General features: G+C 62.8%; 16 protein-coding genes. 7 read left to right on the top strand and 9 right to left on the bottom strand.

All coding sequences use genetic code 11. The features are described 5' to 3' along the window. Positions 1-18: 18 nt before the first annotated feature. The 3 genes from AC244_RS05255 to AC244_RS05245 all read left to right on the top strand — a co-directional run bounded on the left by AC244_RS05255 (position 19) and on the right by AC244_RS05245 (position 1889). Complete coding sequence (locus tag AC244_RS05255; RefSeq protein ID WP_053247771.1) at positions 19-432, top strand: GlcG/HbpS family heme-binding protein; 414 nt, start codon at positions 19-21, stop codon at positions 430-432. A 50-nt stretch (positions 433-482) separates the two neighbouring features. Then, on the top strand, positions 483-1286 hold the full coding sequence (locus AC244_RS05250) for an SDR family oxidoreductase (protein ID WP_053247770.1): 804 nt from the start codon (positions 483-485) through the stop codon (positions 1284-1286). A gap of 105 nt (positions 1287-1391) precedes the next feature. Next, positions 1392-1889, top strand: a complete 498-nt coding sequence (locus tag AC244_RS05245; protein ID WP_082366744.1) for a nuclear transport factor 2 family protein — start codon at positions 1392-1394, stop codon at positions 1887-1889. 60 nt (positions 1890-1949) lie between these two features. On the opposite strand, the gene AC244_RS05240 is transcribed toward AC244_RS05245, so the two are convergent. After that, positions 1950-3407, bottom strand: coding sequence for a PLP-dependent aminotransferase family protein (locus AC244_RS05240; RefSeq protein ID WP_053247768.1), 1458 nt, complete (start codon positions 3405-3407; stop codon positions 1950-1952). Positions 3408-3481: 74 nt separating this feature from the next. Between AC244_RS05240 and AC244_RS05235 the strand changes: the two genes are divergently transcribed. Both AC244_RS05235 and AC244_RS05230 read left to right on the top strand, forming a co-directional pair. Continuing rightward, on the top strand, positions 3482-4120 hold the full coding sequence (locus AC244_RS05235; protein WP_053247767.1) for an FMN-binding negative transcriptional regulator: 639 nt from the start codon (positions 3482-3484) through the stop codon (positions 4118-4120). A gap of 9 nt (positions 4121-4129) precedes the next feature. Next, the gene (locus AC244_RS05230; protein WP_063934073.1) at positions 4130-4693 is read left to right on the top strand and encodes a GNAT family N-acetyltransferase; all 564 of its coding nucleotides are present in this window, start codon (positions 4130-4132) and stop codon (positions 4691-4693) included. A gap of 108 nt (positions 4694-4801) precedes the next feature. Here AC244_RS05230 and AC244_RS05225 read toward each other — a convergent pair whose 3' ends face one another. Further along, positions 4802-5182, bottom strand: a complete 381-nt coding sequence (locus AC244_RS05225) for a YciI family protein (protein WP_053247766.1) — start codon at positions 5180-5182, stop codon at positions 4802-4804. Between the two features lie 264 nt (positions 5183-5446). On the opposite strand from AC244_RS05225, the gene AC244_RS05220 reads away from it, so the two are divergent. Further along, complete coding sequence (locus AC244_RS05220; RefSeq protein WP_141690503.1) at positions 5447-5626, top strand: hypothetical protein; 180 nt, start codon at positions 5447-5449, stop codon at positions 5624-5626. A gap of 136 nt (positions 5627-5762) precedes the next feature. Here AC244_RS05220 and AC244_RS05215 read toward each other — a convergent pair whose 3' ends face one another. Next, positions 5763-6614: an alpha/beta fold hydrolase gene (locus AC244_RS05215; RefSeq protein WP_053247764.1), complete on the bottom strand. Its 852-nt coding sequence runs from the start codon at positions 6612-6614 to the stop codon at positions 5763-5765. A gap of 455 nt (positions 6615-7069) precedes the next feature. On the opposite strand from AC244_RS05215, the gene AC244_RS05210 reads away from it, so the two are divergent. After that, positions 7070-7501 carry a GlcG/HbpS family heme-binding protein gene (locus AC244_RS05210; protein ID WP_053247763.1) on the top strand — a complete coding sequence of 144 codons (432 nt, stop codon included), beginning with the start codon at positions 7070-7072 and terminating at the stop codon, positions 7499-7501. Between the two features lie 136 nt (positions 7502-7637). On the opposite strand, the gene AC244_RS05205 is transcribed toward AC244_RS05210, so the two are convergent. From AC244_RS05205 to AC244_RS05180, 6 genes are all read right to left on the bottom strand, one after another. After that, positions 7638-8315, bottom strand: a complete 678-nt coding sequence (locus AC244_RS05205; protein ID WP_053247762.1) for an RraA family protein — start codon at positions 8313-8315, stop codon at positions 7638-7640. Positions 8316-8437: 122 nt separating this feature from the next. Beyond that, the gene (locus AC244_RS05200; RefSeq protein WP_234716849.1) at positions 8438-9466 is read right to left on the bottom strand and encodes a hydroxyacid dehydrogenase; all 1029 of its coding nucleotides are present in this window, start codon (positions 9464-9466) and stop codon (positions 8438-8440) included. Between the two features lie 41 nt (positions 9467-9507). After that, entirely contained in the window at positions 9508-10356 is an 849-nt protein-coding gene (locus tag AC244_RS05195; protein WP_063934072.1) for an HpcH/HpaI aldolase/citrate lyase family protein, read from the bottom strand. Further along, complete coding sequence (locus tag AC244_RS05190; RefSeq protein WP_053247760.1) at positions 10353-11567, bottom strand: CaiB/BaiF CoA transferase family protein; 1215 nt, start codon at positions 11565-11567, stop codon at positions 10353-10355. The genes AC244_RS05195 and AC244_RS05190 overlap by 4 nt, the downstream gene beginning before the upstream one ends. Before the next feature lie 21 nt (positions 11568-11588). Then, the gene (locus tag AC244_RS05185; RefSeq protein WP_053247759.1) at positions 11589-12668 is read right to left on the bottom strand and encodes an ABC transporter ATP-binding protein; all 1080 of its coding nucleotides are present in this window, start codon (positions 12666-12668) and stop codon (positions 11589-11591) included. Continuing rightward, the gene (locus AC244_RS05180; protein WP_053247758.1) at positions 12661-14379 is read right to left on the bottom strand and encodes an ABC transporter permease; all 1719 of its coding nucleotides are present in this window, start codon (positions 14377-14379) and stop codon (positions 12661-12663) included. Before AC244_RS05180 ends, AC244_RS05185 begins: the two co-directional genes overlap by 8 nt. Positions 14380-14425 lie beyond the last annotated feature (46 nt).

Below are 14425 nucleotides of genomic sequence, written 5' to 3'. Positions count from 1 at the left end.
GAAGGGGAGACCGACGCCATGCAACTCACCTCTCGCCAGGCGCAGGCCGTCATTGATGGCGCGGAGGCCAAGGCCCGCCAACTGGACCTCGCCGTGATCATCGCGGTTCTTGATGCCGGGGCCTACCTCAAAGCTTTCCGGCGCATGGATGGTGCCGTTCTCGGATCGATCGACATCGCCATGAACAAGGCCAGGACGGCGGTCCTGTTTCAGGCAAACAGCGAAGCGGTTTGGGAATACTGCAAGCCGGGTGCCCCGGCGCAGGGGCTGCAGCTGACGAACGGCGGCCTTGCCACCTTCGGCGGCGGCATTCCGCTGAAAGGGCCGGACGGCGTCGTCATCGGCGCGCTTGGAGTCTCCGGTGGCGCGGTGCCGCAGGACGTCGAGGTCGCCCAGGCAGCGCTCGCCGCATTCGAAAAACTAACCCGCTGATCTCGACCGTCGCCAACGACTTCGGGCCATCAACCAGAGAAGGAACCCTCATGTCCAAGACCATCCTTATCACCGGCGCGGGCTCCGGCTTCGGCAAGGCCGCCGCCATCGGAATGGCCAGAAACGGCCACAAGATCATTGCCACGGTGCAGGTCTCGCCGCAGGTGATGCCGTTGCGCGAGGAAGCCCAGAAGCTCGGGCTCGAGAATCTGCGGGTCGAACGCCTCGATCTGACCGACCCGTACGATATCGCGCAGGCGCAATCCTGGGACTTCGACGTGCTTTGGAACAATGCCGGCCAGGGCGAAGCCGGGCCGGTCTGGGAAATCCCGATCGACCTTGTCCGCCGCAACTACGAGACCAATGTCTTCCTGCCTCTGGTGCTCACGCAGGGTGTCGTGAAGAAGTGGGTTGCCGAGAAGAAGAAAGGCAAGGTCGTCTTCACCTCCTCCATGGGCGGCCTGTTCACGCCAGCCAATTGGGGAACTTATGTCTCGACCAAGCACGCGCTGGAATCGATTGCGGAGGCACTGCAGCAGGAGCTTGCCGCCTACGGCATCAAGATTCAGACGATAAACCCGGGTGCCTACTACACCGGATACAACGAGACCATGGCGGACAACCCCTTCCGCTGGCTGGACGATAGCAAGAACTTCACCAGGCGAGCCGACCTTCGCAAGGGATTCGACGACTTTTTCGCCACGCCCGAAGGGAAGATGGATCCGCAGGAGATGATCGATCGCATGATCGAGATCGTGCCCGCCGATACCGGCAAGTTCCGCAACGTTGTTCCGAAGAAGATCGAAGACATGCTGAAGGAGTATCAGCTCGCCGCCTGGGAGAACAAGATCTAAGCGCGGCCGCTTGATGTCGAGTGGTGGCGCATCCGCCGCTCGTTCCCTTCTGTCGTCCGGCACGACAGCCAGCCGACAGAAATGTTCCTATGGACGGAGATGGCAATGACAAGCATCGGCATATTGACGGCAATTGCAACGGTGGGCTTTGCCATGGCAGCGCTCATCCCGTCGGCGCAGGCGGAAACTGTCGCTGACGAAGCGAGCAACAAAGCCATCATTCAACGCGCTTTCGACGCCTGGGCGGCGGGAACGGGTGGACCATACGATCTGCTGGCTGACGACGCGACCTGGACGATCACCGGCAATTCGCTCGCTTCCAAGACCTATCCCAGCCGCGAGGCATTCATGAGCGAGGTCATTCGCCCCTTCAACGCCCGTATGAGCGTCGGATTGAAGCCGACCATCAGGAGCCTCTATGCGGAAGGCGACACAGTGGTGGTTTTCTTCGACGCGAGCGGCACTGCGCGCGATGGCAAGCCCTACGTCAACACCTATGCCTGGTTCCTCGACCTGAAGGGCGGCAAGGTTACCAAGGCTTCCGCTTTTTTCGATAGTATCGCCTTCAACGACCTTTGGACCAGGGTGCAGGTCAATCCGTAAACGCGACAGCCGCGGCTGAAGCGCGGGGGATGTCGGCCCCGGTGTCACTTCCGCTTCGCCTCAGAACTCGGTAGAGCTGCGAATGGCCGATGCCAGCCTTTCTGTTCCCCTGCGCAGTTCGGCTGGGCTAAGCGAGGCATAGCCAAGGACCATGCCGGCCAGGTCTGGCTTGCGTTCGAGATAGAGCGGCGACACGGGGTAGATGCCAATCCCCGCAGCCCTGGCGGTCTCGATGAGCCGCGCCTCATGCTGCGCGCCGATCCCACGAAACCAGACGACGACATGCAGCCCGGCCGATGTGCCGACGATTTCTATCCGTTCGCCAAAGGACGATTTCAGTGCCGCAATCAGGGCGGCGCGACGCTCGCCATTGGACCGGCGCATCTTTCGCACATGTCGCTCGTATGAGCCGGCTTCCAGCAGGGTCGCGAGCGCCTCCTGCTCGAGGCTGGGGCTATGACGATCGGCGAGCTGCTTGCATCGAGTGAAGAGGTCGATCAACGGCGTGGGAACGACGAGATAGCCCAATCTGAGGGCAGGTGAGAGCGTCTTCGAAACCGTGCCGACATAAATGACGCGATCCTGATCCGATTGGAACAACGGCGGTATCGGCTTCACGTCATAGCGGTACTCACCGTCGTAGTCGTCCTCGATAATATAGGCTCCGACGGCATAGGCCCATTGCAGCAGCGAATCCCGTCTGCTCTGTGGCAAGACGCCGCCCAGCGGGAACTGGTGGCTCGGCGTTACGTATCCGAGAACCGATTTTCCCTGGTGCGGCAGGTCCTGTACGAGAAGGCCGGCATTGTCGCAGGAAACTGGAACGATTTCAGCGCCCGCGGCCGCCATGACGTTGCGTGCCATGGCATAACACGGCTCCTCCACGATGACGCGATCGCCGATATCGACGAGGGCGCGGGCGCAAAGATCCAGCGCTTGCTGCGAACCGGAAACGACGACGATCTGGTCGGCATCGCAGCGGATGCCGCGTACGCGCCAGAGATAGCCCTGGAGTTGCTGCCTCAGGGCGGCGGACCCTGCCGGGTGTTCATAGGAAAGGCTGTCGCGGTGGCGCAGCAGCGCTGCATTCATCGCCCGCCGCCACAGCAGCGTCGGAAAGTCGGCAGCGGCAATATCGCCGTAGCGAAAATCGAAGTCCAGCGCCGGCCGCCTCTCTGCATAGTGGATCGGAAGCTGCATCAGTCGGGCGGCATAATCGGACATCGGCCATTCCAAGCGATCCTCAGCTGGTCGGCCGTGTTGCGTCTTTTCTCCGGCCAGTTCCGAAACGATCGAGGCTGAGCCCTGGTGGCTGGTCACGAAGCCCTCGGAGACGAGCTGGTCGAAAGCGGCCGTGACTGTCGTGCGCGACACGCCCAGCTCTTCGGCGAGCGCCCGGCTCGATGGCAGCCTGTCACCGGGCGCATAGACACCGGCGCCGATCTGCTCGCGCAGATCGAGGTAGATGCGGCGGGCAGCGCCCGTACGTCTTGATTTCGCGCCATCCAACTGGCCCAATGAAAATCCCCACAACTGGATATTTATTTTGTGCCAGTTAACGCCGATGCTGTGCCGAGTTCAAGGAGAGTTCGATGTACACGCCGCCAGCTTTTGTGGTCGACGACACCAGCGAAATACACGCGATGATGCGGGCGTGCCGTATCGCCAACTTCATCACGGCGACGGCGGAGGGACCAGTCGCGACACCGCTCCCCATGTTTCTGGACGCAGAGGAAGGGGAAAGGGGTACGCTTTATGCCCATCTCGCCCGCCCCAATCCGCAGTGGAAAATGCCGGTGATCGGTGAGGGCCTGGCGGTCTTCATGGGTCCCGACGCCTACATCACTCCGGCCTGGTATGCCGCGAAATCCGAGCATGGGAAGGTGGTTCCGACATGGAATTACACCGCCGTCCAGGCGAGGGGCCCGGTCGAATTCTTCGACGATCCGGGCCGGTTGCTCGATATCGTCAAGCGGCTGACCGACCTCCATGAGGGGACAGCCGCGAAACCGTGGGCCGTCAGCGATGCGCCCGCGGCGTATGTCGCAGCGCAATTGCGTGGCATCGTCGGAATTCGGATGCCGATCACGCTTTTGACCGGCAAACGCAAGCTCAGCCAGAACCGCCCTGAAGCGGACAGAGTGGCCGTCAAGAACGGCCTTTCCGAAAGTTCTCGCGACTTTGACCGTGCCATCGCGGACATGATCCCCGTTCCATCATCTTCATCGTGAGACAGCAGCATGTTCAGGAATGATTTCGATCCGCAGCCGGCACTGAGTGGTGAGGCCATTCTCCTCAGGCCCCTGCGGCCGTACGACCTCGAGGGACTGTATTCAGCCGCAAGCCATCCTGATGTCTGGGCGGGTCATCCGGCAACGGACCGCTACAAGCGGGAAAAGTTCGAGCCTTACTTCTCATTGCTGCTCGAAAGCGGGGCGACGCTTGTAGCTGTCGATCGGCAGACCGACGAGATCATCGGATGCTCCCGCTACTACGTCGCCCCTGATATGCCGGACAGCATCTCGATCGGCTTCACTTTCCTCAACAACGCCTATTGGGGCGGCGGCACCAATTTTGAGCTGAAACGGCTGATGCTCGGCCATGCCTTTCACGCCTATCCCGATGTCTGGTTTCATATCGCGCCGACGAACATTCGCTCGCAAAAGGCGACTGCAAAGCTCGGCGCGACCCATGTCTACGATGCGACGCTGGACCTCTCGGGCATGCCGTCACCATGGATGTGCTTCCGCCTGCGACAGGAGGATTGGAACTGTGTCGTCGAGAGCAAGGCTGGCGCGACTTGATCACCTGGCTGGGGGAACCGGCCGCCAAATAGGGCACACCGACAGACGCAAAAGACAGGGCTCACCAGAACGGAGAGCCCTGTCTTCATTGTAAGGCATAGCTTACGGCTATTCTTCCTTGAAATCCAATGACGTGCCGGGAAGGTAAAGCGAAATCGGCCGGATTTCATAGGTCGCTGTCGGGTTGGCGCGACGCAGCTCAAGGGCTGCCGCTACGGCAGCCTCCTGCGTCGGAAAGTCCACGACGTAGAAGCCGAGCAGTTGTTCCTTGGTTTCGGCAAAGGGGCCATCGATAACCGTGCCCTCGCCTTTGCCTCGCAGCGTCACCGCGCCTTGGGTTGGGCCAAGCCGTGCGGCGGGCCCTAAGGATTTTTCTCGCACGAGGCGATCGTTGACCTTGAGCAGGTCGGTCATCAACGCGGCGTCCTCCTCCTCCGTCCAGGATTCGACCACTCCCTCTTCGTGATAGGCGAGGATGGCGTAATACATCAAACATCTCCCTTGCGCGTCTTTGGTTTCGCCCAGCCAAGCAAGCGTTGAAAGCATGCCGGATGAGCCTCGGCGCGACTATATGGCCGGATCGGCGCTGAGACTATGGGCGTCCCGGATTGTGAGCCCAGCACAAAGGCAGTCTTCCCGTGGAAGGCGCTCACGGTTTCAACAAACTGTCGCACAGGGAGCGTATCGAAGACGGCGAAGCAATCTTGACGTCCGCGCCCACTTGTGGTCGCGCCGACGTTTGATGGGTATGACATGCGCACGTCTCGAATACTGGCCGGACTGATCGAACGGCACGACGAACTGGAGCTCAAGCTCGATTTTCTCGAGTGCACCAGCACCGCTCTGAGCGATGATGGCACTCTCACCGAGCTGCGACACACGCTCAAGGAGATCAGACGAGACATCGCCCGCAACAGGGCCCGTTCTCGCTGAAGCCTGTCGGCGTCAACGGCATTGTTGGCACGCGCCTGGCTATTTCTTCGCCACCAACCAATGGCGGCACGCAGCGCCTGTTATCAAGTCCGCCTGCTTCAATGCGGATACCGCGGCGTCTGGATGCGGACGCTACCTATTCCGTGTGCCTGACAATGGCTGGGACCATCGTGCCCCAGTCCTGCCGGTGCAACTCATGGCCGCCGCCCTCAATCGGAAGAAATTCGGAACCGGGCACAGCATCGGCAATCGCCATCCCGTGCTCGACCGAAAAGATCGGGTCGCTGGTGCCATGGATCACCAGAAGTGGCGCTTCGAGCGATTTGAGCTTGCCGTTGGCGGTCTCGCCGCCCTGCAGCATGAAGTGGTTCGTGGCGGAGAGCAGGCCGCCCGAACGATCATAGTCCTCCTCGATGAAGGCGCGGATTCGGTCCGCGTCGTGGGGATGCGCGGTGCTCGCGATCATGCGGGTATCCCTGACCATGAAATCGATCACCTGGGCACGGTCCGACCAGTCAAGGCTTTCGCCCGCAGCAGCGTGTTCCAGATAGGCGGGGCTTATCGGCGGCAGCTCAAGCCCGAGGCCGATCGGCGTGGTGCTGATGAGGGTCAGCGAAGACACGCGCCCGGGGGCGGACAGGGCCAGGATCTGGGCGATCATGCCGCCGAGCGACATGCCGACGATGTGGGCCGAGGCAAAGCCATAGGCGTCGAGCACGGCGGCCGCGTCGCCGGCCATGTCGTCCATCGAATAGGGGGGATTGCCCGGGGCATATTTGGTCGAAAGCCCGGTGTCGCGGTTGTCATAGCGGATGACATAACGGCCGCTCGCCGCCAGCTTGCGGCAGAACGCGTCGGGCCACCACAGCATCGAGGCCATCGCGCCCATGATCAACAGCATCGGCGGCGCCGAGGGATCGCCAAAGGCTTCCGTGGCGATTGTGGCGCCATTGGCGCTTACGATCTTCTTCAATGTTTCTTCGGCCATAGCCTTGTTCCTCGATGTTGGATCAGTTGCGGCCGAGGCTGCTGCCACGAGCAGGCGCTGGTCGGCTGGTGACGTAGGTATCTAGAGTGCTTTCCATCTTCGTCTCCCTCGCGAGCTCTAATGTCGGCATGGGCAGGACATTAGGGGCGCCGAGCCTCTTCCTCGAGAGAGAAATTGGACAGAAACGGGGGCATTCGTGCCGCGGCGCTGCACTTGCAACGTGACGTGCCTCGCCCGAAACGATGGCGGTGCAAGAGGCCACTGTGGTCCGGTCATGGGCGTCGCTAACTGGTGAGTCGATCTTGCCATGCCGCCCAGGTTGACCGTGTCCGGGGCGACGGGCAAGTTGCGTTTGTCATAGCTTACGAAATGGATGGATTCCGATAGCCCCTCTGAGCCATGAACCGAAATCTTCAGGCCGGCTGGTGCCGGCAAAAAATATGATTGGAACTGTTATGCCTCAACTGACCCTTGATCTCGCCAACGGCATCATCGACGGTGCTTTCGGCGCGGCGGCAAAAGCCCGGCTGAAGCCACTTTCGGTAGCCGTCCTCGATGCCGGCGGCCATCTCGTCGCCTTCCAGAAACAGGATGGATCATCGATGCTGCGCTTCGAGATCGCGTCGGGAAAAGCCTATGGCGCACTGGCCGTCGGCATGGGATCACGCTGGCTGAACAACACTGCGATCGAGCGGCCGCATTTCATACAAAGCCTCTCGGCTGTCTCCGGCGGCCGCATCGTGCCGGTGCCCGGGGGTGTCCTGGTCCGCACGGCCGATGGCGATCTGCTCGGCGCGGTCGGCATCACGGGGGATACGTCTGACAATGATGAGGCCTGTGCCATCGCCGGCATCGAGGCCGTCGGCTTCGTGGCCGACGCCGGATAACATGCACCTGGTCGACGACCGCTTGGCGGTCAAATCGATCGCCGTGCGCTTGCGGCAGTCCCGTGCTTATCGTCGGCAAGCGACCACGGCACCCGATCGTTTGTCTTTCTGAGCTCACGCGCAGGCTTGTGGCGGCCTAGTCGACCAGGCTGCAGCCCAGCCGCTGCAACTCGCGATCAACCCAGGACCTGTCGGTCGTTCCCGACAGTGTCGCCGCCATCTGCTTCGCCTCGGCGTCGTGTTTGGTCTGGGTTGCCTTCAGAACCGCCTCGGCATCCGCCTTGGGCACACAGACGATGCCGTCGACGTCGCCGAGCATCAGGTCGCCAGGATTGATGACCATGCCGGCGATGGAAATCTGGAAGCCAATTTCGCCTGGGCCGGTCCGGTAAGGGCCGCGATGGGTGACGCCAAGCGCGTAGAGCGGCAGGTCTTGGGCGCGGATGGCCTCGGCGTCCCGGATCGCGCCGTTGAGGACGAAGCCGGCGACGCCACGCTTGACCGCATGCGCCAACATGAGTTCGCCCATCAGCGCATTGGTGGTGTCACCGCCGGCATCGACGACGATCACGTCGCCCGGTGCCGCCATGTCGATCGCCTTGTGCAGCATCAGGTTGTCGCCCGGGCAGGTCTTGACCGTCAGCGCCGGCCCGGCCAGCACGCCGCCACCATGCATCGGGCGCAACCGGTCGCCGCCGGCGACAAGCCGCGACATGCTGTCGGACACGTTGGCGACCGGCAGGACGCGGAATGCCTCGACGTAGGAGGCGTCGACGCGTTCCATGCTGTTCTTCACTCTGAAACCGATGGGCATGTGTTCTTTCCTTGTGGAGCTTTAGAGCGTTTCCGGCTTGAACGGGGTCGCGGAAACGCTCTATCTCGTTGTTTTTACGTATTTCGTGGCAAAAACCGCTTCGCACTTTCCCTGGAGAAGCTTCAGGCGGTCGCCTTGCGCAGGCCGAGGCTCTGCGGTGTCGCAAGGCTGAAGGCATCCGGCGCTTGGCCGTTGAGGACGCTGATGATGTGGCGCGCCGCGATCTCGGCCATCGCTTTCGACGAACCGTGCGTGACGCCGCCGATGTGTGGCGTGGCCAGCACCAGCGGCGAGGCCCAGAGCGGGTTGTCGGCGGCCGGCGGTTCGGCTGCGAAACTGTCGAGCGCCGCACCCGCGATACGCCTGTTGCGCAGGGCGTCGGCAAGCGCCGCCTCATCGATGATGCCGCCGCGGGCAGTGTTGACGATGAAGGACGTCGGCTTCATCAGCGCGAGACGGCGGGCGTCGATGAGGTGGCGCGTCTCTGCCGTCAAGGGGCAATGCAGGCTGACGATGTCGGCGCGGGCGACAAGCTCGTCAACGTCGTCGATGGCGGCAATGTTTTCTTGTGCGAGTGTGGCAGAGGCATGCGGATCGTAGACGATCACGGTCATGCCGAGTGCGCGCGCCATGGCCGCGGTTTCGCGACCGATCGCGCCATAGCCGATGAGCCCCATGAGCGTGCCGGCGATGTCGCGTCCCATAAAGGTTGGTTTCGGCCACTGGGCGCCTTTCACCGCCGCGGTCAGCGGCCCGATCTCCTTGATCAGCGCCAGCGAAAGCGCGATCGTGTGCTCGGCGACCGCGCGGGCGTTCGAGCCCATCGAGCGCAACACCGGTATGCCGCGATCGGCTGCCGCCTGGATGTCGACATTGTCGACGCCGACGCCATGCTTGACGATGACCTTCAGCTTCGGCGATGCGGCAATGACGGCCTCATTGATCTGGCCCTGCCGCACCATGATCGCGTCGATGCCGAGATCGGCCGCGCGTGCGGCAACGACATCCGAGGCGTCGTAGGGCGGAGAGAAAAACACGTCGCAGTCATGGGCGTTGAGCAGCTCGACGGCGCTCTCCGCGATCCTGTTGTGGGTTACGAGGACACGCCATTTGCGGCCCATATGTCTCTCGGTGGTGGGAAAGTCTGACACTCTGTTCTCCAGGATAGATGCGGGGACGCAGGGCAATCGGATCAGCCCGGGGACCGCGCAAGCAAAGCGCGGGCGCGCGTGACGATCGGCAGGTCGACGAACTTGCCTTCGAAGGTAAAGGCGCCGATCCCGGCTTGTGCGGCGGCGTCGGCAGCTGCAATCAGGCGGCGCGCACGGTCGAGTTCTTCTTCGGACGGTGAAAAGCCTTCGTTCAACAGGGGAACGACACTCGGGTGAATGCAGGTCGCGCCGTCGAAGCCAAAATCCTTGGCTTCGCTTATGGCCGCGGACAAGGTGGTCTTGTCGGCATAGTCGGCGGTGCTGCGCAGCAGCCCGAAAGATAAGACGCCGGCGGCCTTCGCGGCGTAGTGGATCATCAGCTTCGGCATGCGCAGTACCTCAGGCGTCGGCTGGGCCCCCATGGATGTTGCAAGGTCCTCCCCACCGGCCGACAGGGCAAAGACCCGCGGGCCTGCGGCGACCGAGGCCGCGTTCAGCAGCCCCGCCGGATCTTCGATCAGCGGCGCAAACCGCATCGGTGGACGGTTCGCGGCCGTTTCCAACGGCTGCAGATGCCCGTCGAGCTTGTGGAGAATTTCGGGCGAAGACACCTTGGGGATATAAAGCGCACCTGCACCCGCCTCGCAGGCAGCGCTGGCGTCGGCCAGCATCGCCGTTTCGTCATGGGTGTTGATCCGGACAACCACGAGGGCGCCGCCTCGGCCAACCATCGGCACGGTTCGAGCGAGTGCTGCCCTTGCCGCGTCCTTTTCGTTCGCCGCGACAGCGTCCTCAAGGTCGATGATGATGGCGTCGGCCACGCGTTCGTGGGCCCTTTCCAGAAAGCGCGGCGAACTGCCGGGAACATAGAGGAGCGAGCGCAACATCATTCGGTTCGGCCTCCCATGATCAGGTCGATTTCATCGGTCGACAGGCCTACTTCGTTGAGCACGTCGCGGGTGTTTTCGCCGAGCGCCGGTGCCGGATTGCGCCAGACGCCCGGCGTCGCCGACATTCGCGGCAGGATGTTGTGCATCGGCAGCGAGCCGTGCTCACGATCCTCGACTTCGGTGAAGACCTCACGCTCGATGAAATGCGCGTCGTTGAAGGCATCGGCGATGTTGTAGACCGGTCCGACAGTCGCGCCGGCCCGACGCATGACGTCGAGCGCGTCGTCGCGTTCGCGGGTGGCAAACCAGGCGCCGACGGCCTCGTCGACCAGCGGCCGGTTGCGCACCCGGTCTGTATTGGTGGCAAACCGCGGATCAGCGATCATTTCGGGACGACCGATGATCTCGAAGATGCGCTTGGCGACGGCCTGGGTGGAGCCGGAAAGGGCCACATATCTGCCGTCGGCGCATCGGTAGACGTTGCGCGGCGATGTCGTGTTGGAGCCGCTGCCGACCCGTTCCTTGATCTTGCCGGTCGTCTTGTAGATCGCTGCCTCCGGCCCGAGCACGGAGAACATCGGCTCCAGCAGCGACAGGTCGATGACCTGCCCGCGCGCCGTGCCGCGCTGCCGCGCCAAAAGTGCCATGCTGACGGCGGAAGAGCCGTAGATCCCGGCGATCATGTCGGCGAGGGCCAGCGGCGGCAGCACCGGCTCGCGATCGGCAAATCCGGTGCGGGCAGCAAATCCGCTCATCGCCTCCACCAGCGTGCCGAACCCGGGCAGGGTTGCGTAAGGGCCGGTCTGGCCGAAGCCGGAAATGCGCACGATGACCAGGTCGGGATTGCGGGCAAGCAGCGTCTCCGGCGCCATGCCCATCTCTTCGAGTGTCCCAGGGCGGAAGTTCTCGATGAAGACATCAGCCGTATCGAGCAGCTTGAGCATGGCATCCATCGCCGCCGGTTCGCGAAGATTGAGCATGACCGAGCGCTTGTTGCGGCCGTAGGTCTTCCAGTAGAGCGAGCTGCCGCCGTCGCGCCAGTCGCGTAAGGGGTCGCCGACCGGCGGCTCGACCTTGATGACGTCGGCGCCGAAATCGCCGAGCTGCAGCGACAACATGTTGCCGGCGACCAGGCGCGACAGATCAACGACGCGAATGCCGTCAAGCGGCCCCTTCGCGTCAGTGTCGAAGCTTTTGGGTTGCTTGCTCATGGGGTGCTCCGCGTTCACGGCTTAGGCCAGCGGCCGGGATTGCGCGGCAAACAGCGTCGAGGCTTCCGGCGGCACATAGACGAAGACATGTTTGTCGGCGACCTCACGCGCGGTTTGAACGCGGAAGGTGCTGCCCGCACCTGTCAGCTCGTACTGGTAGACGGAGCCGAGATAGGAGCCGCCCTGGATGGTTGCCTGCACGATGTTCTCGCCGGCACCGCCAACGATCTGCAGCCGCTCAGGACGCACGGCAATCACGACTTTCTCGTCCGCACCGTTCCTGCCCGTATTCGCCTTGATCACCGTTCCGTCATCGAGGCGAACATTGGCAATGCCGGCGGCGCGATTGACCACGGTGCCCGTCAGGAAGTTCGAGGAGCCGATGAAGTCGGCGACGAAGGCATCGGCCGGCGTTTCATAGATCTCCTTTGGCGTGCCGAGCTGGCGGATGCGGCCGGTGTCCATCACCGCAATGCGGTCGGAAACCGCAAGCGCTTCCGCCTGATCGTGGGTCACGTACACGGTGGTGACGCCGAGCCGCTCCTGAAGTTCGCGCAACCAGACGCGTGCGCGCTCGCGCAGCTTTGCATCGAGGTTGGACAGCGGCTCGTCGAGCAAAAGCAGGCCCGGTCGGTAGACGAGTGCCCGGGCAAGCGCCACGCGCTGTTGCTGGCCGCCGGAAAGTTCGAAGGGATAACGCTCCGCGAACTTGGCCATTTCGACAAGTTCAAGCGCTTCCTTGATGCGCTTGTCCTGCTCGGCGCGGCCGATCTTGCGCAGTTTCAGCGGGAAGGCGAGGTTTTCCGCCACCGACATATGCGGCCAGAGCGCGTAGCTTTGAAAGACCAGCCCGATGTTGCGCTGTTCCGGCGGCACCACCGTTCCGGTCTTGCCGTCGAAGAGCACGCGGTCGCCCATGCGGATTGCACCCGACGTCGCGTGGTTGAGCCCGGAGATTGCAAAAAGCGTCGTCGACTTGCCGCAGCCGGAGGGGCCGAGCAGCGTCAGGAATTCCCCCTTCGGAATGGTGAGCGAGACCTCACTGACGGCCTTGTAGGAGCCGTAATTGATGGAAAGATTGTCGAGGATGAGATCAGCCATAGATCTTGGCTCCCAGCAGACGGCGCGCCATGAAGACGAACAAGGCCGTGATGATGACTTGGATGGTTGCAAGGGCAGAGACGGGACCGTTGTCGCCCTGGGCATAGAGCTGCAGCATGGTCGAGCCGATGATTTCGGATCCCGGCTGGTAGAGGAAAACCGCCGTCACATACTCCTTGAAGAAGTGGATGAAGAGCAGCGCGAAGCTTGAAAACAGCGCCGGCTTCAACAGCGGCAGGACGATGCGGGTCATCGTCGTCCACCAGTCGGCGCCGGAAATGCGCGAGGCGCGGTCAAGCTCTTCGCCGATCTGCGACAGCGCCGGCGCGATCGCACCGAAACCGATCGGAATGTAGCGCACGACGAAGGCGGCGATCAGGATCCAGATCGTGCCGCGGATCATGTCGAGGCCCGGCACCCAGACGACCGCATAGAAGAAGCCGAGGCCGGCGATGATGCCGGGCAGCGAGCGCGGGAACAGGGCGACGTATTCCAGCGCGCGACGGAAGCGGAATTCGGAACGCTTGGCGACGAGCGCGATGAGCACGACGCAGGCAGTTCCGATGATGCCGCCGAGGAAGGAGATGACCACGGAATTGAGGATGGCCCTGACATAGCCCGGCTGATTGAAGATCAGCTCGAAATTGGCAAAGGTCAGGAGCTTCCAGAACGGCACTAGTGGTGTCAGGAAGCTGACGCTGGCGCGCATGAAGATGCCGGCGAAGACGGCGACGATGGTGAAGAGCACATAGGCTGCGACGGCGGCGAATGCGACCCAGCGCCAGTGTCCGAGATCGACGAGCGAGGGGCGGGAGGCCTTGCCGCGCACCGTCACGAAGCGGCCGCTGTCCTTCATCAGCTGGCCCTGCAGCCAGACGAGCAGGCCGACGATCAAAAGCAGCATGACGGCGCCGGCGCCGACGATGCCGTAGTCGGATTGCACCGCGGCATTAATGCCCTGGTCATAGAGGAAGGTCGTCACCGTGTGGATGCCGCTCGGGCCGCCGAAGACCAGGGGGATCGCCAGCATCTCGATACCGATGACGAAGTTCAGCACTGCGGAATAGACCATTGCCGGCCGCATCATCGGAACGGTGATGCTGATTAGTGCGCGCATGGGGCTGGCGCCTGCCGAGCGGGCGGCGTCCTCGAGCTGGGCGTCGGCCTTGGTGACCGCGCCGATGCACATGAGGTAGGCGAGTGGCGCCTGGCTGAGACCAGCGACGATGCTCATGCCCGTCAGGCTGTAGAGGTTCCACGGGCTAAGCCCGGTGCCGGCCTTGAAGGCGAGTGTGATATAGCCCGACGGGCCGTACATGGTGAACCAACCGAAGGCCATTACGAGGTTGCTGACGAACAGCGGCCAGATCAGGATCTCGCCGATCCATTTGCGCCCGGGCAGATTGGTGCGACCGACGATGACGGCCATGACCGAACCGAAAAGCTGGGCAACGACCATGGTGACGACGGCGAAGAAGAGCGTGTTGAGCACGATCTTGCCCATGCCCGCCTCGGTAAACAGGCGAACGAAATTGCCTGCGGTGACGACGGCGTCGGGCTTGTAGAGCGGCCGGTCGAGAAAGGCCTGGAGAATGATGGGCGCAATCGGCCCGATCACCAGGATCGTCGTCAGGATGCTTACGGCCCAGAAGGTGATGGTCGACCGGTCACGCGTGGCGCTCGGTACCGACCCTGCTGAGAGCTCGGTCATGGCAATAGTCCTCGAAAGCCGTCCGCAAACGCGAAGAGACGGTCGT

Origin of the sequence: Ensifer adhaerens (assembly GCF_001270265.1) — a bacterium.
GTDB classification, from domain to species: Bacteria; Pseudomonadota; Alphaproteobacteria; order Rhizobiales; family Rhizobiaceae; genus Ensifer; species Ensifer adhaerens_B.
This window is presented reverse-complemented; position numbering and strand designations above follow the sequence as displayed.

What these genes read in the sequence shown, in the direction of transcription:
- AC244_RS05190 (WP_053247760.1), bottom strand. Translation starts at nt 11,567, where the DNA reads ATGAGCAAGCAACCCAAAAGCTTCGACACTGACGCGAAGGGGCCGCTT.
- AC244_RS05230 (WP_063934073.1), top strand. Translation starts at nt 4,130, where the DNA reads ATGTTCAGGAATGATTTCGATCCGCAGCCGGCACTGAGTGGTGAGGCC.
- AC244_RS05215 (WP_053247764.1), bottom strand. Translation starts at nt 6,614, where the DNA reads ATGGCCGAAGAAACATTGAAGAAGATCGTAAGCGCCAATGGCGCCACA.
- AC244_RS05210 (WP_053247763.1), top strand. Translation starts at nt 7,070, where the DNA reads ATGCCTCAACTGACCCTTGATCTCGCCAACGGCATCATCGACGGTGCT.
- AC244_RS05255 (WP_053247771.1), top strand. Translation starts at nt 19, where the DNA reads ATGCAACTCACCTCTCGCCAGGCGCAGGCCGTCATTGATGGCGCGGAG.
- AC244_RS05235 (WP_053247767.1), top strand. Translation starts at nt 3,482, where the DNA reads ATGTACACGCCGCCAGCTTTTGTGGTCGACGACACCAGCGAAATACAC.
- AC244_RS05180 (WP_053247758.1), bottom strand. Translation starts at nt 14,379, where the DNA reads ATGACCGAGCTCTCAGCAGGGTCGGTACCGAGCGCCACGCGTGACCGG.
- AC244_RS05225 (WP_053247766.1), bottom strand. Translation starts at nt 5,182, where the DNA reads ATGTATTACGCCATCCTCGCCTATCACGAAGAGGGAGTGGTCGAATCC.
- AC244_RS05185 (WP_053247759.1), bottom strand. Translation starts at nt 12,668, where the DNA reads ATGGCTGATCTCATCCTCGACAATCTTTCCATCAATTACGGCTCCTAC.
- AC244_RS05245 (WP_082366744.1), top strand. Translation starts at nt 1,392, where the DNA reads ATGACAAGCATCGGCATATTGACGGCAATTGCAACGGTGGGCTTTGCC.
- AC244_RS05205 (WP_053247762.1), bottom strand. Translation starts at nt 8,315, where the DNA reads ATGCCCATCGGTTTCAGAGTGAAGAACAGCATGGAACGCGTCGACGCC.
- AC244_RS05220 (WP_141690503.1), top strand. Translation starts at nt 5,447, where the DNA reads ATGCGCACGTCTCGAATACTGGCCGGACTGATCGAACGGCACGACGAA.
- AC244_RS05250 (WP_053247770.1), top strand. Translation starts at nt 483, where the DNA reads ATGTCCAAGACCATCCTTATCACCGGCGCGGGCTCCGGCTTCGGCAAG.
- AC244_RS05195 (WP_063934072.1), bottom strand. Translation starts at nt 10,356, where the DNA reads ATGATGTTGCGCTCGCTCCTCTATGTTCCCGGCAGTTCGCCGCGCTTT.